The sequence below is a fragment of the Thioclava sp. F28-4 genome, assembly GCF_002020045.1.
GTDB classification, from domain to species: Bacteria; Pseudomonadota; Alphaproteobacteria; order Rhodobacterales; family Rhodobacteraceae; genus Thioclava; species Thioclava sediminum.
Map to the genome: position 1 here is coordinate 196,688 of NZ_MPZQ01000003.1, position 17,453 is coordinate 214,140.

Consider the following 17,453-nt stretch of genomic DNA (forward strand, 5'->3'; position numbering starts at 1 on the left):
CCCAACCGCGCGCTCTGCGCATAGCCGCTCTGCGCTGGTGGAATGCATCATCTGTCTCGCGCCTGAGACAGGTGCAGCCGCAGCATTGAGGATTTGCAGGGGCGCTGAGACTATCGAAGACAGCGCTTGTCGCGCGCGCTAGGAAGCGAAGTCCTGAGACACGTGGATTTCACGACGGCAAGTCGTTCGGGGACGGCCCGAGCCGGATCAGAAACGCGCCGTCCATCCCAGCGAAACCCCCATCGCCGAACTCTGCCCCGGCTCGTAGACGAGCCCCGCACCGAGTCGCCCGATCCCGGCCTTGCGCGAATAGCCGATCTGCAGGTCGGGCTGAGGGGCCGCGCTTTCGATATTCACCGAGGCTGTCGTCATCACGACCTTTTCGGACCGCGTATTTCCGACGGCTGCGCCGACAGCGGTCGGAACGCTCATCGTCAATTTCCCCGAGGCGAGCGCGATCGGCGTCGAAACCCCGACAGAGAGGCGGTCGTCCCCGGTCAGAAACCCGGTCTTGCTCAGGCCAATGGCATAGGCGTTCGAGCGCAATCCGCTCCCGGATTGGAGCAAACCGTTCCCGGAGAAGCTGGAGTTGCCATTCGCTGCGGTAAGCTCGAGAGTCGTCCCGTCGCCGAGAGCGACATTCATCCCGAGCTGTACGAAATGGGTATTGCTCGAAAGCCCGCCGCCAAACGCGCCCCCCACCGAGGTGCCCAGGAAACCGCCGTCTTCGTGCAGATTGCCGACGGTCATCGAAAGCGTGCTGGCGCCGAACCGGGCATTAAGCGAACCGGCGATATATTGCGAGCTAACATCGCCCGCGCCGCCGCCTGCCTGCGAAATCGAGGCCGACACGCCATCGCCGAGACCGATTTCGTAGTGAAGCGCGGAGTCGGTGTCGAAAGATTTCAGATAGGGCGCGGCCATCGCGGCACTGTCGACCCATTTCGTTCCGGCAATCGCGGAGCTGTCGCCATGTGACAGCGACAGGGTACCGGTGCCTGCGCTGAAATTGACCGGAGCGGTCGCCCCCATCGCGAAAGTCTCGGTGGAGGCTTGCGCGGCGCGGGCGTCGGCATAGTCGGCCACGAAGCTGCTCGCCGCCACGTGATAGCCGCGATCATAGGCATCCGTGACGATCATCCGCTGATTGGAGAGTGTCGCGCGCAGGGCGCCTGCGACGCCGCGGGTTGCGCTGATCGTGCTCTGGGTGGCCGGCACGGACGGGCCGTCGAGCGAGCTGGTCGTCTCGACTTTCAGCGTTCCGGCCGGTGCCTGAGCCTGTCGCAGGTTGAGCTCGCCCCAGCCATAGATCGGGTCGATCCCCACCGCACCGAGATCGGTTGCGCTGTTTTCGAGGATCTGCACGATTTGCTGACCGGTGAGTTCGGGGAACTCGCTCTTGAGCACCGCAACCGCGCCGGTGACATAGGGCGTCGCCATCGAGGTCCCGCTCATATAGGCGTAATCGCTCCCGAGATCGCTCGGGTAGGTCGAGAAGATATCCACGCCCGGCGCGGCGAGACAGTAATTCATCGCCTCGCCACAGCGGTTGGAAAAACTGGCGATCTGGTGGTTGCTGTCCACGGCCACGACGCCAAGTATCGAGCCTTCCATCTCCGGGAAATACTCCGGCAGGCCCGCCATCAGGCTCGGATTGGCACCGCCGTCATTGCCCGCGGCGAACACGCTCACCATGCCCGCCTTCGCCGCCGCGTCGAGCGAGTCGATAGTGGCCGACCCAAGCTGTTCGCGGATCTGGTCGGCGCTCGAAAACTGGTCGATCGTGAGCGTATTGTTATTGCTGTCCACATAGGCCCAGCTGTTGTTCATCGAGACCGCACCGGCATTGACCGAGCGCGTGACCGCATCGGCGTAGCTGCCCGCAGGCACCGAACCTCCGACGCCTTGCAGGATCATCAGCTTGGACCCCCAGGCGATCCCCTCAATCCCCTGCCCGTTCTGCACACCGGCAACGATCCCAGCCACATGCGTGCCGTGCCCGTCGGTGTCGGTGACGTCAGAGGTGTTGTCGAAATAGCTGTAGGAGAGCGCGCCATCTATGTTGTTCGCGAGATCGGGATGGGTCACATCCGCGCCGGAGTCGTAGATCGACACGAGCGTCCCCAGCCCATAGGCCCCCTCGGCGTAGCGATAGGCCGCCTCGGTCTGCGCAAGGCCGCCGCTTGCGAAATATTCGTCGGTCTCGAAGCTGCTGACGCTGCCGCCAGTGCCGGTAGTCGGCGCGTTGCCCGAGGGCGGCGGCTGTGTGTCGCTCGAGGAGCCGGACGAGCCCGAGGACCCGCCGCCTCCCCCCGCAGCGGCGGCCAGCCCCACCACACCGAGGCCAAGCAGCAGGAGCATACTGTTGGAGCCGGTCACGGATGTCGTGCTTGCCGCGGCAGTGTCCGCAGTATTTCCCGAAACGGTATCAGGCGAACCGGGCGCGGCGGGAGCCTGCGCGAGACCGTAGGAGACCGTCGCGCGACCTGCGAGCGCAATCCGCGCCGCGAGATCCTGTGCATGGACCTGTGTGACGGCAAGCGAGGTCAAAGCCGTCGCCGCCAGAATACGTCCCAACGTCATCAAGATCCCTTTCGCGGAAAAATGCCTGCTTCGCGGAGGTCCGGTCTTCTTTTTGTCTGGATAGCCTCAGCGATACTGTCCTTCTCCCCTTGCTTCAACGACACTTGAGTTAAGCATCGGTTAAACGCGCTGGCATGTGTCGACAGCGACGCAGGGAGCCCTCGGGAAATCCATCAGGGCGCGCTTAAAAACGCAGGAGACACGGTGCGAAATCTCAATGTTTCTTGGCCCGCCTTCGCGAAGTCGTAGATGGTGGGAGGTCGGATGCGCTGCGCCTCGCAAGCATGCCGGTCACTTCGGATACACGAACAATTGAAAGGTCATCGCGGCGCTCGGTCGGGTTGCATCGGCCCCTTTCGGCACAATCTGCAGCGTAGCGGGTCGCGTACCGCGGCGCGCGACGTTCAGTGAACCGCGCGCATCTATGACAGAACAGGCGGCCAAACGCCCCGCGTCTGAGCTACGTCAATGCGCGCTCAACCAAGCTCCATCGTTGCGATGGCTTGCAAGGACGCCGTCGTCTTCGGAGCGGTGCCGCGATACATGCGCGCCGTCTCGAAAGCCGGGGTGAAGCCGCACTCCGACAGACGGGCCCTAAGCAGCGTGTTACTCTCGGGCAGGTCGATCGAGACGGGCGCAGTCGGAAAGCGGTGCGCCGCGGCGCGTGCCAGCCGCATTGCATCGTCACTCCGCACGGCAATGATCGGCCCGATCTTGAGCCCCTCGCGACATTGCCGCACGGTCGCGAAGCCTGTGCCATCGCTGAGCCAGACCGTCTGGCGAGATGGGCCGGGGGCGAGCCAGCAGCTCAGGAAAGCGTCTCGCCGCACGCCAGATGCCTGCGCATCAAGCGCAATGAGGTGCTCCAGGTCAGAGGGCTCGGCCAGCACGACGCCTGTGTCGTCTTCGCGCGAAAGCATGCCCGTGAGCCGCAAGCTCGCGCCCTGACGCCGAAACCCGGAGCGCGCGTAATTGTCCTGCTGTGCCGCCACGCCATCGAGGCCGACGCTGCGCTCTCCTGCATGGCGCAGCGCATGTTGCCACAGGGCGAACCCGATGCCCTGCCCCCGGACTTCGGGCTTGCAGATATAGAGACCCAAGAAGGCGTTCTTCTCATCATGATTGACGACTGAGATCGCGGCCACAGGCGCACCATCCACCTCCGCGACGAAGAACCCTTGGGGATCGGCTGCGTAGAAAGCCTCGGCATCCGCGAGGCCGGGGTTCCAGCCCTCGGCGGCGGCCCAGTCGAGAACCGCCTCCAGCTCTGACAGATCGGCATTGCGCAGCATTATGCCCCCAACGCCTCGCGCAAGCTGGCAGGCGCGGAGGTGCGGTTTCGCAAGTCGAGAGAGCTGAGGAGGTCGAGAAGGTGATTTTTCATTAGCTCCTCCGCCAAATCGGCATCGCGTTCCGCGAAGGCGCGCATCAAAGCATGGTGGGCGTGGCTTTCGCACAGGGCCCCGCGCCGGTGCCAATAGAGCGCGATGATCAGCGAAGACCGCGCGACCAGCTGGGTGATGAATTCGGTGATCGTGGCCTGATCGGCAATCCGTGCGATCTCGAGGTGGAACTGCCCCGAGAGAAAGAGCGCCCGGCCCGCCTCGCCATCGTCGATCGCCGCGTGCTCTTCGTCGATGTGACGTTGAAGCGCCGCGAGGTCGTCCTCGGTGATCCGCTCGGCCGCCGAGCGCGCGGTGCGCGGCTCGAGCAGAGCGCGCGCCTCGAACACCTCGCGCGCCTCGCGCACCGTGGGCTGCGCGACATAGGCCCCGCGGTTGCGCCTCAGCTCCACCAGCCGGTCATGGGCCAATCGCTGCAATGCGGCTCGGATGATGGTCCGCGAGACACCATAGATCTCCCCCAGTTCCTCTTCCGACAGCTTGGTGCCCGGCATCAGACGATGCTCGTGAATCGCGAGCGCCAGATCATTGGCGATCGTATCGGGCATCGGGGCGGCGGGGAGCGGATCGTTCATCTTGAGGTCCTTTCGCTCACACGATGCCCCGGGCGATCCGCGGAGGACAAGCTGGATCGCTCCGATTCGGATTGTATACAATGTTGTGTCGTAATTTTGCGCATGCAGAAAATTTTTCTGCTCAAATTCGAGGCAAGGTCGGATTCACGGCACCGTGAGTTCGGAAAATGATGGCGAGCTGTCCGGTTCGCACCGAAGGCTGAACCCAGATCAAAGGGAAGCGATGCGATGCGAACGGCACATGATCTCGAGCTGGTGAACCTGACGAAGCGCTACGGCGACACGGTCGCGGTGGACGCGATCAACCATGTCTTCGCGCCGGGCAGCTATGTCTGCCTGCTCGGCCCCTCGGGCTGCGGCAAAAGCTCGACGCTGCGGATGATCGCGGGCCATGAAAGCGTGAGCGAAGGCGCGATCCGCCTGAACGGCGTTGATGTCTCCGCCCTGCCCCCGGCCAAGCGCGGCACGGCGATGATGTTTCAGAACTACGCGCTCTTTCCGCATCTCTCGGTCAAGGACAATGTCGCGTTCTCGCTGCGGATGAAGGGCGTCGACAAGGCCGCGCGCCATGCCAAGGCGATGGAGCTTCTCGAACTCGTCGATATGGCGCATCTCTCCGAGCGTCTTCCGACGCAGCTCTCCGGTGGGCAGCAGCAACGCGTCGCGCTGGCGCGCGCGCTGGTCACCGAACCGGAAGTGCTGCTTCTCGACGAACCCCTTTCCGCGCTCGACCCCTTCCTGCGGGTGCGGATGCGTGCCGAGCTCAAGCGGCTGCAGCGCGAGCTCGGCATCACCTTCCTTCATGTCACCCACGGGCAGGACGAGGCGCTCGCGCTCGCCGACGAGGTCGTGGTCATGAACAATGCCGTCATCGAACAGGCCGGACCGGCGCGCGAGGTGTTCAACACGCCCCGGACCGAATTCGTGGCGCGCTTCATGGGCGGCCACAACGTGGTCACGCTCGACGGGCAGCTCCATGCGATCCGCTCGGATGCGGTGCGCCTTGGCCCCGAGGGCATGCCCGCGACGGTCAGTGCGATCGAATATCAGGGCGACCGCGTCGCGGTGACGGCCCAGGCCGAGGGCCAGGAGCCGATCATCGCGCTGATGAGCGACGAGGCCTTCTATTCCAACGACATAAACCCGGGCGAGCAAGTGCGTCTTGCTTGGGATGAGGGGCGGCTGCACCGCCTCCGTGCCTGAAATCGACACTCCAACAGAGGGATACGTGACAATGTCGAAAACCGGTTATACCCGCCGCTCGATTCTGAAAACCGGGGCCGCCGCGCTTGGCGCCTCCGCCTTCCCGGCGCCGATGATCTGGGCGCAGGAAATCAAGAACATCACGCTGCGCCAGTTCGGCACGGGCGTGTCGAACCTCAATGACGTGGCCAACAAGGTGAAGGAAGATCTTGGCTTCACGCTCGAGATGACCGCGCTTGATTCCGACGCGGTGACCCAGCGCGCGGCAACCCAGCCCGACAGCTTCGATATCGCCGATATCGAATACTGGATCTGCAAGAAGGTCTGGCCGACCGGCAACCTGCAGGCGATGGATACCTCGAAGATCAAGAATTACGACAAGATCGTCGGCATCTTCAAATCCGGCAAGCTGACGCCCGAGAGCGAGATCGCGCAGGGCACCGCGCCCTCGACCGTAGGCTTCGTCGAGGGCCCCGGCGGCACCACTTTCGCCGATCAGGAAACCGGCTGGATGACGCTGATCCCGACCATCTACAACGCCGACACGCTGGGCATCCGCCCCGACCTGATCGGTCGCCCGATCGAAAGCTGGACCGAGCTGCTGAACCCCGAGTTCAAGGGCAAGGCTTCGATCCTCGACATCTCCTCGATCGGCATCATGGACATGGCCATGGTCTGCGAAGCGATGGGCGAGATCCAGTATGGCGACAAGGGCAACATGACCCGCGAGGAGATCGACAAGACCATGGCGATCTTCACCGAGGCGAAGAAGAACGGCCAGTTCCGCGCCTTCTGGAAGACCTTCGACGAGAGCGTGAACCTGATGGCCTCGGGCGAGGTGGTGATCCAGTCGATGTGGTCGCCCGCGATCACCGCGGTGAAATCGCGCGGCATCGACTGCGTCTACCAGCCGCTGAAAGAGGGCTATCGCAGCTGGGGCGGCGGTCTCGGCTTGTCCAAGTCGCTCTCGGGCATGGAGCTCGATGCGGCCTATGAATACATCAACTGGTATCTCTCGGGCTGGGTCGGCGGCTACCTGATGCGTCAGGGCTATTACTCGGCCGTGCCGGAAACCTCGAAGGACTTCATGTCCGACAACGAGTGGGGCTACTGGTTCGAAGGCAAGCCCGCGACGGATGTCATCACCAGCCCGACCGGCGACAAGCTGGCCGAAGCCGGCGAGACCCGCGACGGCGGCTCCTTCTACGACCGCATGGGCCATGTCGCGTGCTGGAACGCCGTGATGGACGAGAACCAGTACATGGTTCGCAAGTGGAACGAGTTCATCGCCTCGTGATGAACGAAGGTGGGGGGCTGTCTGCCCCCCACACCCCCCGAGGATATTTGAGCCAAGTCGAAGGGCAGGATCGCGATGAAAGTGACCCGCGAGACGGTGACGGGATGGTTACAGGCGGCGCCGCTGACGGTGGCGTTGCTGGGCTTTCTGGTCGCGCCGATCATTACCATCGTGATCGTCAGCTTCTGGCAGGCGACCGAGTTTTCGATCATCCCCGCCTTCAGTCTTGAGAATTACGAGTTCCTGTTCGGCTCGCCGGTGACCTACAAGGTCTTCGCCGCGACCTTCAAATACGCCTTCCTGACATGGGCGATGACGCTCGCGATCGGCTTCACGGTCGCCTATTACCTCGCCTTTCACATTCGCAGCCAGACGATGCAGATCGCGCTGTTTCTGCTGTGCACGATCCCGTTCTGGACCTCGAACATCATCCGCATGATCTCGTGGATCCCGTTCCTCGGGCGCAACGGCATCGCGAACCAGACGCTGATCTCCTGGGGCGTGATCGACGAGCCGCTGGAATGGCTGCTCTATTCCGATTTCTCGGTGATCCTCGCCTTCGTGCATCTCTACACGCTGTTCATGGTCGTGCCGATCTTCAACACGATGATGCGGATCGACCGCAACCTGATCGAGGCGGCGCGCGACAATGGCGCGAGCGGCTTCCAGACGCTGGTCCATGTGATCATCCCGCTGACGAAGCCCGGCATCATGATCGGCACGATTTTCGTGCTGACGCTGGTGATGGGCGATTTCATCACCGTGCGGTTCATGTCCGGGTCGCAGCGCGCCAATGTCGGGCGGCTGATCTCCAACGATATCGCGCTGCTGCAATACCCCTCCGCGGCCGCGACAGCGGTGGTGCTGCTGTGTACCGTGCTGATCGTGATCGGGATCCTGCTGCGCTTCGTCAACATCCGCAAGGAGCTCTGAGCCATGGAGAAACGTCCGCGCAGCTTCTACGTTCTGACCGTCATCTTCGCGCTTTTCGTGCTGTTCCTTTACGGGCCGACGATCACCATCGGCATCCTGAGCTTTCAGGGGCCGGAAGGCGGGCTGACCTTCCCAATGCGGGGCGTGTCGCTCAACTGGTTCCACGAGCTGTTCCAGCAGCAAGCCGTGGGCGATATCTGGGGCGCGTTCCGGCGATCCTTCATGCTCGGCCTGTTGGTCATGGTGACGACGGTCGTCGTCTCGGTCATGGCGGGCCTCGCATTTCGCAAGAAATTCCCCGGCTCCGGCATTCTGTTCTACCTGACGATCGCCTCGCTGGTGATCCCCTCGATCCTGATCTCGCTGGGCGTGGGGCTGATCTTCAACCAGCTCGGGCTGAAGGTGCATTGGGCGACCTCGGGCTTCGGCTCGCAGCTGACCTGGACACTGCCCTTCGGCCTTCTGATCATGTTCGCCGTCTTCAACCGGTTCGACAAAAGCTTCGAGGAAGCCGCGCGCGATCAGGGCGCGAGCGCATGGCAGACGATCCGCTTCGTGGTGCTGCCGATCATCGCACCTTCGCTGATCGGGGTGGCGCTGTTCGGCTTCACGCTGAGCTATGACGAATTCGCGCGCACGCTTCTGACGGCGGGCAGCTACAACACGCTTCCGCTCGAGATCTTCGGGATGACGACGAATGTGACAACGCCCGTGGTCTATGCCCTTGGCACGCTGACCACGGCCTTCTCGCTGCTGATCATCGGGGCGTTTCTGATCGCCGCCTGGATCATGGCACGGCGACGCGCCCGGCTTGGCTCTGATGCCGGGAAAGGCGTTTGATCCCAGATGCGCATTCTCTACATCAACCCGAATTCGACGGCGTCGATGACCAATCAGATCGTGGGCATCGCGCGGGCCGCGCTGCCGGACGCCGAGATCGTCGGCTGGACGAATGCGGAAGGGCCGCCCGCCATTGAGGGGCCCGAGGATGGTGCGCATGCCGTGATCGGGCTGAAGAAACTGTTGCCGGAGGCGAAGGGGATTGGCGCCGATCTGATCGTGATCGCCTGTTTCGACGATACTGGGCTCGAGGAGCTGCGCGCCGCCGCGCATTGCCCGGTGATCGGGATCGGTCAGGCCGCCTATGTGATCGGCGCGCTCGCCTTCGGGGCGTTCTCGGTGGTGACCACGTTGCCGGTATCCGTGCCGGTCCTCGAGGAGAATATCGCGCAGTACGGGCTTGCGGGCGCGTGCATCGCGGTGCGCGCGAGTGGCGTGCCGGTGCTGGCCGTCGAAGAGGGATCAGAGCCGGTCCGCGTGCGCCTCTCCGAGGAGATCGCCGCAGCCGGGAAGGAAGGCGCGCGCGCTGTTGCGATGGGATGCGCAGGCATGTCGCATCTGCGCGCCGATCTCTTCGAGAGAACCCGCGTTCCGCTGATTGACGGGGTCATCGCCTCGGCGCATCTGGCGCGGGCGATCCGGGCGACCCTGAATTGAGAGCAAACGCGTCCCTGAGGGCGAAGCACCCTGCCCGTGCTCCTGCCGCTCAGACGCCGAGATTGAGCGCCTTGGCCTTGCGGTAGAAGGTCGCCCGGCCGATGCCGAGATCGCGCGCGGCCGCCGAGACATTGCCGCCGTTGCGGGCCAGCGCGCGGGCCATTTCGGAGCGTTGCGCCTCTTCCAGCCCGTTGCGGATGCCGTGTTCCAGCAGGTCCGACGCGGGAAGCTGGCCGATCTGCCCCGCTTCGATCCCGAGATGTCGCCGCGCGGCGCGGGTGGCGCCGACGACCAGATCGTCGCGGTCGAGCGCCAAGAGCATCACGCCCTGCGCCCCGGTCTCGCCCGAGCCGGTCGAGAGAATGCGCGCGCCGTCATAGGAGGCACGAAACAGGTCCGCCTCGATCCGGTGCGCCGCGTCCTGCACGGTCAGCGCCACGAGCCGCGCATAGCCCTCGGTCATGTCCGAGCGCGCCGAGCTGACATCGATCACCCCCGCCAGATCACCCTGCGCACCGAAGATGGGCGAGCCCATGCAGGTCAGGACGGTGTTGCGGGTGCGGAAATGCTGATCGCGCCAGACAGTGACGGGACGCGCCTCGGCCACGCAGGTGCCGATGCCGTTGGTGCCCTCGACCCCTTCGGACCAGTCCGAACCGGGCGCGAGGTTCGAGGAATGGAAGTCATCGACATCCGCGTCGCGCAGGCGCTCATCGAGCACCAGCCCGCCCGCATCGGACAGAAGCACCGTGCAGCCCGCATCGCCTGCCGCTCGCGACAGTCGGTCGAGCACCGGCGAGGCGATCCGCATCATCAGACCCGCCCGCTCGCGCCGCTCGCGCATCTCGGCCTGGGTCAGACGCTCGTTGCGCCCGCCGGTTTCCGGGTCGATACGGTGATGGATCATCGAGCGGCGCCAGCTGGCCGCGAACCCCGCCCGCGTGGCGGATTTCGGCGAAGAGACGACCTCTCGCACGATATCGGCATGTTGGCGCGGAACGCCCGTATGCAGTGACGGCATGCGAAAGCCTCCCTCTCTTGCGCAGCCTATGAAAGCCCAAGCAGGTTAGGCCGATTCGGACCTTACACAACGTAAATTCCCGCTGAGCGAGCCGGCACCTGTCTCGGGGGTGAGACAGGTGCGGCTCAGTCCTCCTCGTGCCGCCGCCCGCGAAATCCCTGTGCGACCACGAATTTCTCCGAGCTGTCCGAGCGCGAGGCCGGCGGCTTCACATTCGCGACCTTGGTGAAGTTTTTCTTCAGGATCGTCATCAGCCCCTGCTCCGCACCGCCTGCGAGGACCTTGGCGACGAAAGTGCCGCCCTCTTCGAGCACGTCGAAGGCGAACTCCGCCGCCGCTTCGCACAAAGTGATGATGCGCAGGTGATCGGTGTTCTGGTGCCCCGAGGACGAGGCCGCCATATCCGACATCACCACATCCGCAGACCCGCCGAGCCATTCCTTGACCTTGTCGTCGGCGCCTTCCTCGAGGAAATCGAGCACATGGATCTCGGCCCCCGGGATCGGATCGACCTCCTGCAGGTCGACGCCCAGAACGGTGCCGACCTTCTTGCCCGATTTCTCGCCCAAGGCGTTCACGCGCTTGACGGCCACCTGACACCAGCCGCCGGGCGCGCAGCCCAGATCGACCACCCGCGCGCCGGGCACGAGGAAGCGATATTTGTCGTCCAGCTCGAGGATTTTGTAGGCCGCGCGTCCGCGATAGCCCTCTTTCTTCGCGCGCTGAACGTAAGGGTCGTTGAGCTGCCGCTCCAGCCAGAGGGTCGAGGACAGCCTGCGCCCCTTCGCCGTCTTCACGCGCACGCGCAGGTCGCGCTGCCCACGTCCGGAAGTGTTCTTGCCGCTGGGTGTCTTCGCCATCATTTCATCTCTTCTAACACGCCGTCTCCGGCCATTTGCGCATAGAGGAGCCCCTCGCGCAGGCCACGGTCGGCAATGGACATCTGGTCGGTGGGCCAGACCCGCATCAGGGCCTGCAGGATTGCAGCCCCCGACATGATCAAAGTGTGTCGGTCGCGCCCGATCCGAGGATCCGAGCGCCGCCCGGCGGGCCCGAGCTGCAGGAAGGAGCGGATCACCGCGTCGATCTCTCCCGAGGTCATGGTCAGCCCGTCCACCCGGTTGCGGTCATAACGCTTCAGGTTGAGGTGGCAGGCCGCGACAGTCGTCACCGTGCCGGAAGTGCCGATGATCTGGAACCCGTCCTGCGGGCTGCCCGCCGCATAGGGGGTGAAATCGGCGAGCTTTTCCTCGAAGAACCAGCTCATCAGGGCAAAACGCGCGGCATCGTCCTCGACATCGGCGAATTGATCCTTGAGCGTCGCGACCCCCAGCGGCACCGAAATCCAGTCGACCACGCGCGCTGCCGGGTCCGGCCCGTCGGGCTGGTTGAACCCTTGCGAGAGCCGCATGATCGCGCGCGCCCGATCACCGGGCGGCACGTCTTCGAGGTCGATCCAGACAAGCTCCGTCGAGCCGCCGCCGATATCGACCACCAGCACCTGCTCGGAATTGGGCGACACCAGCGAGGCGCAGGAGATCACGGCCAGCCGCGCCTCTTCCTCGGGCGGGATGATCTCCAGCGGCAGGCCGGTCTCGCGACGCACGTAGCGGATGAAATCGCGCGCGTTCTTGGCGCGGCGGCAGGCCTCGGTCGCCACCAGCCGCATCCGGGTGACCCCATGCGTTTCGATCTTGCGACGGCAGATTTGCAATGCCTGAACGGTGCGCGACATCGAGCTGCGCGACAAACGGCCATAGGTTTCAAGACCTTGGCCCAGCTGGACGGCTTTTGAGAAGCTATCCACCACCTGAAACTGAGAACCCCGTGGACGGGCAATCAGCATCCGGCAACTGTTGGTGCCAAGGTCGAGAGCGGCATATAGCCCCTCGCCGGACTTGGCGGATTTGGTCGCGGGGGACTCGACCTGAGCCGGTTTCACCGCCCGCGCGGGCGATGCAGCTGTCGGGAGCGCGCCCGCCGACCGGGGACGCTTGGGCGCCATGATTACGCCCTCCGATTTGAAGTTGCTCTAAAGCTATCGGTTTGCGCCTCCCGGTTCAAGGGAGCGCGACGCGGAAGTGATAGAAGGTCAGCGCTTTTCGCGGGCCGCAAGGGGGTCGCCCCGGCGCGCCCTCAGACCGCGGGCAGGATCACGGTGAAGCAGCTGCCCTCGCCCTTCTTGCTGTCGACGCGGAAGCGCCCACGGTGGCGCGCCACGATATGCTTGACGATGGCGAGCCCCAGCCCGGTGCCGCCCTTCTCGCGCGAGCGGTGGGTGTCGACGCGGTAGAAGCGCTCGGTGATGCGCGGCAGATGCTGTTCGTCGATGCCCTCGCCGCGGTCGATCACATCGACGCGATAGGCTTTGCCGCGCAGCACCGGCTCATGCGCAATCGCCGAGACGCGCAGCCGCACCTCGCCGCCCTGCCCGCCGTATTTGATCGCGTTCTCCACGAGGTTGGAGAAGACCTGCGTGAGCTGATCGGGATCGCCCTGCACCGGCAAAGCCCCGGTCTCGCCCTCGGAGATCAGCTTCACCTGTGCCGCCTCGGCGACGGGTTCGAGCGTCTGCGTGACGCCCTTGAGCACCAGCGCCAGATCGACCCTGCCGGTGGGCCGCATCCGCTCCTCGCCCTCGACGCGGCTGAGCGACAGAAGATCGCCCACCAGACGGTTCATCCGCGCCGCCTCGCGCTCCATGATCGACAGGAACCGATCGCGCGCCGCCGCATCGTCGCGCGCGCTCGAACGCAGCGTCTCGATGAAGCCCATCAGCGCGGTCAGCGGCGTGCGCAACTCATGGCTGACATTGGCCACGAAATCGCGCCGCATCGCTTCGGCGGTCTCCAGCGCCGTGATGTCCTCGAAACTCGCCAGAACCGAATTCGTGGAAAGCGGGCCTTCGGGCGCGGGCGGCAGCGGAGAGAAATGCACCAGCGTGATCGTCTCGGCCTGACCGGTGGGATGCAGCCGCAGGCGAACCGGATCGGGCCGCGCGCCGCGAAGTGCCGCGCTCACCGCCGCGCCGAAACCGGGCTGGCGCAGCACCGTCACATAGGGACGCCCGAGAAACTGCGTACCGAAAAGCCGGTTGGCCGCGACATTGCCCTGCGCGATCCGCTCGTCGCGCCCGATCAGCAAAACCGCGCTCGGCAGCGCGTCGAGAACCTGTCCGATCGCCCCTTGGCTCATTGCCATGCCTCCCCGCCTGCCATCGCTGTCGCGGCAAGGTTTGAGCGATGCGGCGCGAGCTGTAAAGCCTTGCCATGCCCGAAAAACCGACCCCTGCTTCGGTTTTGCAACTCACGCTTCGCAGTCAACAATCAGTGCCTTGTGAAATAAGTGAAAAAACGCTAAACCTAGGCGTGTATTTCATGGGATCTTTCCGGATCCCGTCACTTACACCGCGGGGGCGATGAGGTTTGCACTATTACTATGTCAAGAACCCCCCGTTCCCGTCTCGCCTTACAAGCCGTTCTCTTTCAATGTGTGAAGGCGTCTGAGACCAGCAACCTGCTGCTGGTCGACCCCGCGCGTGAGCTGCCGTCTTCGCTCAAAGAGATCTCCGGCCAGGCGATTCAGGTGCTTCAATACGACCAGATCACCGCGCAAAAGATGGTGAAGCTGCGCCCCGAACTGGTGCTGGCTCCGCTTCTGTCGGAGAGGTTCGACATTCTCGACCTCGCGAAGCGGCTCGAGGAATTCGGGTTCACCGGCAAGCTGCGAGCCTATTCCCGCCCGCTGCCCAATATCTCAGCCATCCGGCAGGAGGTGCGCGCCGCGCATCCCCAGCTCGACTTCGACATCTTCACCCTGCCGGTAGATGAGTTTCGCGACAATTAACCGATCGCTTTGAGCCCCTTCGAGAAGCGCGCGGCATTCTCGCGATAATGTGCGGCGGAGCCCAGCAGCGCCTGCAGTGCCTTCTCGTCAAGCTGGCGGACCACCTTGCCCGGCGCGCCCATCACGAGGCTGCCATCGGGGATTTCCTTGCCTTCGGTGATCAGCGCGCCCGCGCCGATCAGGCAACCCTTGCCGATCTTCGCGCCGTTGAGCACCGTCGCCCCCATGCCGATCAGCGAGCCGTCCCCGATCGTGCAGCCATGCAACATCGCCTTGTGCCCGACCGTGCAATTCGCGCCGATCACCAGCGGAAAGCCCATATCGGTGTGGCAGACGACGTTTTCCTGAATATTCGAACCCGCGCCCACGCGGATTTCCTCGTTATCGCCGCGCAGAGTGGCGCCGAACCAAACCGAGGCCTCAGTTTCCAGCACCACCTTGCCGATCAGATTGGCGTCGGGCGCGACCCATGCGTCTTTGGCGATTTCGGGGGCGATCCCGTCCAGTTCGTAAATCATCTTGCCTCGAACTCCCTGTTCAGTTTTCGCACGAATTCATTCAGCCCGGTCTGACGGTCGCGGCGGCTGCGCTCGGCGGTCAGGATCGTGCGCAACTGCTCTTCGGCGCGGTCGAGATCATCATTGACCAGAACATAGTCATATTCCGACCAATGGCTGATTTCGGCGAGCGATTTTTCCATCCGGCCGTTGATGACGGCATCGCTGTCCTGCGCACGGCTGCGCAGACGCTCTTCCAGCGCCGCAATCGAGGGCGGCAGGATGAAGATCGAGACCACGTCCTTGCCCAGCGAGGAGTTGCGGATCTGCTGCCCGCCCTGCCAGTCGACGTCGAACAGCGTATCGCGCCCCTCGCCCATCGCGGCCTCCACCGGGCCTTTCGGCGTGCCATAGAAATTGCCGAACACCTCGGCATGTTCCAGCATGTCGCCCTGATCGACCATCTTTTCAAACTCGGCGCGGGATTTGAAGAAATACTCCACCCCGTCGCTCTCGCCCGGGCGCGGATCGCGGGTCGTGGCCGAGACCGAGAAGCGCAGCGTCGGGTCCCAGTTCATCAGCCGCTTGGCCAGCGTGGATTTGCCTGCGCCCGAGGGCGACGAAAGGATAATGAGAAGGCCGCGGCGGCTGGTATCGGGCATCGGAATTACTCTACGTTCTGGATCTGCTCGCGCAGCTGGTCGATCGCGTATTTCAACGCCAGACCGATCCGCGTCAACTCCGCATCGCCCGATTTCGAGCACAGCGTATTGGCCTCGCGGACGAATTCCTGCGCGAGAAACTCGAACTTGCGGCCCACGGGCCCGGTCTCGGCCAGAAGCGCACGAGCCGCCTCGACATGGACGCGGAGGCGCTCGATCTCTTCGGTGACATCGGCCTTGATCGCGATCAGGGCCAGCTCCTGCGCGACCCGGTCGGGATCGGCCTCGGTGGCCTCCATCACCCGCGCAAGCGCGGCCTTCAGCGTCTCTGCTGCCTTCGGGGCGCGCGCGGCAGCAGCCTCTGCGGCCTCGTCGGTGAGTGCGGCAATCTCGTCGATGCGCGCGGCCAGCAAAGCGCCGGTCCGGGCGCCTTCCTCGCGGCGCATCGCAACAAAACTCTCCAGTACGGGCTCGAAACTCTCGAGCAGTGCTGCCAGCAGTGCCACGGGATCCTCGATCGTGCCGCCCGAGTGGTCGACCACTCCGCGCATCGCCATCAGATCGCTCGGCTTGAGCGGCGCCAGCGCCACGCCCTTGCGTTCGGCGGCGCGCTCAACCTTGTCGACGGCGGCAAGGGCGGCATTGAGCACGTCGGGCTCGATCCGCATCGCGGCGCTGCCCGCGGCCTGCGTGAGCTTGAGGTTCAGCGTGACATTGCCCCGCGCGACCCGGTCGCCGACCGCCTTGCGCAGCGCGGGCTCCAGCCCTTCGACATCGGGCAGCCGCAGCCGCAGGTCGAACCCTTTGCCATTGACCGAGCGCAGATCCCAGCTCCAGTCGTGCCCCGCGCCGCTCCCCTGTCCGGCGGCAAATCCGGTCATCGAGACAGTCGCGGCGGCGGGCGCCCCCTCCGGGCGCGGCTCTGGAGCGGGTTTAACCATTTAAGAGTTTCTTTCCCCATGTGACGAAAAAATGGCCTAACTTGGCCTTGGTAAGAGTTCAGTAACGATTTCGCCCTGACGGTCAACCGCAAGGCGGCACATGCCGCCCGATCGCCGGGCGCGAGACAGCCACCCCGCGCCCATGCCGCGCGGGACGAAGTAAGGATGATTGAAATGGATCGCGAGACCGACAGCAACGCCGCATCCCCCGCCTCGGCCAAAGGTCGCCGGATCGGCAACGAGCTGCGCGCCTATTGGGAAGCGCTGCTGGCCGGCCGCCCGATGCCCGCGCGCGCCGATATCGATCCGCGCGGCATCGACCGCGCGCTGGAATTCGCCTTCATCCTCGAGCGGATCGCGCCGGGCATGGGGCGGTTTCGTCTCGCGGGCCAGCATATTTGCGACCTGATGGGGATGGAGGTGCGCGGGATGCCCCTGACCTCGCTCTTCGCGCCCGAAGGCCGCAAGCAGATCGCCGATCTGACCGAGGCCGTCTTCGCGCGCCCCGCCATCGCCGAGGCGCAGCTTGTCTCGGAGGCCGGGATCGGCAAGCCGGGTCTGGCCGGTCATCTTCTGATGCTGCCGCTTACGGATGATTTCGGCGCGGTGACGCGGGTGCTGGGATGTTTCGTGGCAGAGCCTCTGCGCAATACCGGCGAGGCGGAAGACATTCACGATGCGGGCCGCGCCCCGCGTCGTTTTACCTTCACGGGCGCCCGGATCAAGCCGCTGGAGATGCCGCCCCAGCCCAAACCTGCCGGACGCGATTTCCGCGCCGCGCCCCAATTCGAGCAGCCCGCGCCGATGCCCGCCAGTTCGGGCTTTGCGGAGGGCCAGACGCCCTACACGCCACGCCCAAAAACCCGCGCCGAGCATCTGGCCGAGATGACGCCGGACGAGCGCCGCGCGATGTTCAGGGTGGTGCGTCAGGAGGGGTAAAGAAGCCCTCGCGCAGCCGCCGAGCTACAGCCCGCAACTCCCTGTCACGCTTTGAT

The 17,453-nt window shown here is 64.6% G+C and carries 17 protein-coding genes; 7 read left to right on the forward strand and 10 right to left on the reverse strand.

Annotation, left to right across the window (positions count from 1 at the left end; all coding sequences use genetic code 11):
• Positions 1–207: 207 nt before the first annotated feature.
• The 3 genes from BMI87_RS08555 to BMI87_RS08565 form a co-directional block, all read right to left on the reverse strand.
• Complete coding sequence (locus BMI87_RS08555) at positions 208–2,583, reverse strand: S8 family peptidase (RefSeq protein WP_078520761.1); 2,376 nt, start codon at positions 2,581–2,583, stop codon at positions 208–210.
• A gap of 476 nt (positions 2,584–3,059) precedes the next feature.
• Positions 3,060–3,875, reverse strand: coding sequence for a GNAT family N-acetyltransferase (locus BMI87_RS08560; RefSeq protein ID WP_078520762.1), 816 nt, complete (start codon positions 3,873–3,875; stop codon positions 3,060–3,062).
• A complete protein-coding gene (locus BMI87_RS08565) occupies positions 3,875–4,561 on the reverse strand; it encodes a GntR family transcriptional regulator (protein ID WP_078520763.1) in 687 nt (228 codons plus the stop codon). The genes BMI87_RS08560 and BMI87_RS08565 overlap by 1 nt, the downstream gene beginning before the upstream one ends.
• Positions 4,562–4,789: 228 nt before the next feature.
• On the opposite strand from BMI87_RS08565, the gene BMI87_RS08570 reads away from it, so the two are divergent.
• From BMI87_RS08570 to BMI87_RS08590, 5 genes are all read left to right on the forward strand, one after another.
• Positions 4,790–5,764, forward strand: a complete 975-nt coding sequence (locus BMI87_RS08570) for an ABC transporter ATP-binding protein (RefSeq protein ID WP_078520764.1) — start codon at positions 4,790–4,792, stop codon at positions 5,762–5,764.
• 31 nt (positions 5,765–5,795) lie between these two features.
• A complete protein-coding gene (locus BMI87_RS08575; protein WP_078520765.1) occupies positions 5,796–7,061 on the forward strand; it encodes a PotD/PotF family extracellular solute-binding protein in 1,266 nt (421 codons plus the stop codon).
• Between the two features lie 75 nt (positions 7,062–7,136).
• Positions 7,137–7,994, forward strand: coding sequence for an ABC transporter permease (locus tag BMI87_RS08580; RefSeq protein WP_078520766.1), 858 nt, complete (start codon positions 7,137–7,139; stop codon positions 7,992–7,994).
• Positions 7,995–7,997: 3 nt separating this feature from the next.
• On the forward strand, positions 7,998–8,834 hold the full coding sequence (locus BMI87_RS08585; protein ID WP_078520767.1) for an ABC transporter permease: 837 nt from the start codon (positions 7,998–8,000) through the stop codon (positions 8,832–8,834).
• Between the two features lie 6 nt (positions 8,835–8,840).
• Positions 8,841–9,491 carry an aspartate/glutamate racemase family protein gene (locus BMI87_RS08590; RefSeq protein WP_078520768.1) on the forward strand — a complete coding sequence of 217 codons (651 nt, stop codon included), beginning with the start codon at positions 8,841–8,843 and terminating at the stop codon, positions 9,489–9,491.
• Between the two features lie 49 nt (positions 9,492–9,540).
• Here BMI87_RS08590 and BMI87_RS08595 read toward each other — a convergent pair whose 3' ends face one another.
• The 4 genes from BMI87_RS08595 to BMI87_RS08610 all read right to left on the reverse strand — a co-directional run bounded on the left by BMI87_RS08595 (position 9,541) and on the right by BMI87_RS08610 (position 13,707).
• Entirely contained in the window at positions 9,541–10,512 is a 972-nt protein-coding gene (locus BMI87_RS08595; RefSeq protein WP_078520769.1) for a GAF domain-containing protein, read from the reverse strand.
• Positions 10,513–10,637: 125 nt separating this feature from the next.
• Entirely contained in the window at positions 10,638–11,372 is a 735-nt protein-coding gene (locus BMI87_RS08600; protein WP_078520770.1) for an RlmE family RNA methyltransferase, read from the reverse strand.
• Positions 11,372–12,517 (reverse strand): Ppx/GppA phosphatase family protein, encoded by a 1,146-nt coding sequence (locus BMI87_RS08605; protein ID WP_078520771.1) that lies wholly within the window; start codon positions 12,515–12,517, stop codon positions 11,372–11,374. The genes BMI87_RS08600 and BMI87_RS08605 overlap by 1 nt, the downstream gene beginning before the upstream one ends.
• Before the next feature lie 131 nt (positions 12,518–12,648).
• Positions 12,649–13,707 (reverse strand): cell wall metabolism sensor histidine kinase WalK, encoded by a 1,059-nt coding sequence (locus tag BMI87_RS08610; protein ID WP_078520772.1) that lies wholly within the window; start codon positions 13,705–13,707, stop codon positions 12,649–12,651.
• A gap of 297 nt (positions 13,708–14,004) precedes the next feature.
• On the opposite strand from BMI87_RS08610, the gene BMI87_RS08615 reads away from it, so the two are divergent.
• Positions 14,005–14,358 (forward strand): hypothetical protein, encoded by a 354-nt coding sequence (locus tag BMI87_RS08615; RefSeq protein ID WP_078520773.1) that lies wholly within the window; start codon positions 14,005–14,007, stop codon positions 14,356–14,358.
• On the opposite strand, the gene BMI87_RS08620 is transcribed toward BMI87_RS08615, so the two are convergent.
• Genes BMI87_RS08620 through BMI87_RS08630 form a run of 3 tightly spaced genes read right to left on the reverse strand, consistent with a single transcriptional unit; the run spans position 14,355 to position 16,458 of the window.
• The gene (locus BMI87_RS08620; protein ID WP_078520774.1) at positions 14,355–14,876 is read right to left on the reverse strand and encodes a gamma carbonic anhydrase family protein; all 522 of its coding nucleotides are present in this window, start codon (positions 14,874–14,876) and stop codon (positions 14,355–14,357) included. The two genes, BMI87_RS08615 and BMI87_RS08620, sit on opposite strands and share 4 nt — an antisense overlap.
• Positions 14,873–15,517 carry a guanylate kinase gene (gmk, locus tag BMI87_RS08625; protein WP_078520775.1) on the reverse strand — a complete coding sequence of 215 codons (645 nt, stop codon included), beginning with the start codon at positions 15,515–15,517 and terminating at the stop codon, positions 14,873–14,875. Before gmk ends, BMI87_RS08620 begins: the two co-directional genes overlap by 4 nt.
• Positions 15,518–15,522: 5 nt before the next feature.
• A complete protein-coding gene (locus BMI87_RS08630) occupies positions 15,523–16,458 on the reverse strand; it encodes a YicC/YloC family endoribonuclease (protein ID WP_246832671.1) in 936 nt (311 codons plus the stop codon).
• 174 nt (positions 16,459–16,632) lie between these two features.
• On the opposite strand from BMI87_RS08630, the gene BMI87_RS08635 reads away from it, so the two are divergent.
• Positions 16,633–17,397: a PAS domain-containing protein gene (locus BMI87_RS08635; RefSeq protein ID WP_078521036.1), complete on the forward strand. Its 765-nt coding sequence runs from the start codon at positions 16,633–16,635 to the stop codon at positions 17,395–17,397.
• Positions 17,398–17,453 lie beyond the last annotated feature (56 nt).

Excerpts from the sequence above, each read along its gene's own strand:
- BMI87_RS08555 (WP_078520761.1), bottom strand. The coding sequence starts at position 2,583 with ATGACGTTGGGACGTATTCTGGCGGCGACGGCTTTGACCTCGCTTGCC.
- BMI87_RS08560 (WP_078520762.1), bottom strand. The coding sequence starts at position 3,875 with ATGCTGCGCAATGCCGATCTGTCAGAGCTGGAGGCGGTTCTCGACTGG.
- BMI87_RS08565 (WP_078520763.1), bottom strand. The coding sequence starts at position 4,561 with ATGAACGATCCGCTCCCCGCCGCCCCGATGCCCGATACGATCGCCAAT.
- BMI87_RS08570 (WP_078520764.1), top strand. The coding sequence starts at position 4,790 with ATGCGAACGGCACATGATCTCGAGCTGGTGAACCTGACGAAGCGCTAC.
- BMI87_RS08575 (WP_078520765.1), top strand. The coding sequence starts at position 5,796 with ATGTCGAAAACCGGTTATACCCGCCGCTCGATTCTGAAAACCGGGGCC.
- BMI87_RS08580 (WP_078520766.1), top strand. The coding sequence starts at position 7,137 with ATGAAAGTGACCCGCGAGACGGTGACGGGATGGTTACAGGCGGCGCCG.
- BMI87_RS08585 (WP_078520767.1), top strand. The coding sequence starts at position 7,998 with ATGGAGAAACGTCCGCGCAGCTTCTACGTTCTGACCGTCATCTTCGCG.
- BMI87_RS08590 (WP_078520768.1), top strand. The coding sequence starts at position 8,841 with ATGCGCATTCTCTACATCAACCCGAATTCGACGGCGTCGATGACCAAT.
- BMI87_RS08595 (WP_078520769.1), bottom strand. The coding sequence starts at position 10,512 with ATGCCGTCACTGCATACGGGCGTTCCGCGCCAACATGCCGATATCGTG.
- BMI87_RS08600 (WP_078520770.1), bottom strand. The coding sequence starts at position 11,372 with ATGGCGAAGACACCCAGCGGCAAGAACACTTCCGGACGTGGGCAGCGC.
- BMI87_RS08605 (WP_078520771.1), bottom strand. The coding sequence starts at position 12,517 with ATGGCGCCCAAGCGTCCCCGGTCGGCGGGCGCGCTCCCGACAGCTGCA.
- BMI87_RS08610 (WP_078520772.1), bottom strand. The coding sequence starts at position 13,707 with ATGAGCCAAGGGGCGATCGGACAGGTTCTCGACGCGCTGCCGAGCGCG.
- BMI87_RS08620 (WP_078520774.1), bottom strand. The coding sequence starts at position 14,876 with ATGATTTACGAACTGGACGGGATCGCCCCCGAAATCGCCAAAGACGCA.
- gmk (WP_078520775.1), bottom strand. The coding sequence starts at position 15,517 with ATGCCCGATACCAGCCGCCGCGGCCTTCTCATTATCCTTTCGTCGCCC.
- BMI87_RS08630 (WP_246832671.1), bottom strand. The coding sequence starts at position 16,458 with ATGGTTAAACCCGCTCCAGAGCCGCGCCCGGAGGGGGCGCCCGCCGCC.
- BMI87_RS08635 (WP_078521036.1), top strand. The coding sequence starts at position 16,633 with ATGGATCGCGAGACCGACAGCAACGCCGCATCCCCCGCCTCGGCCAAA.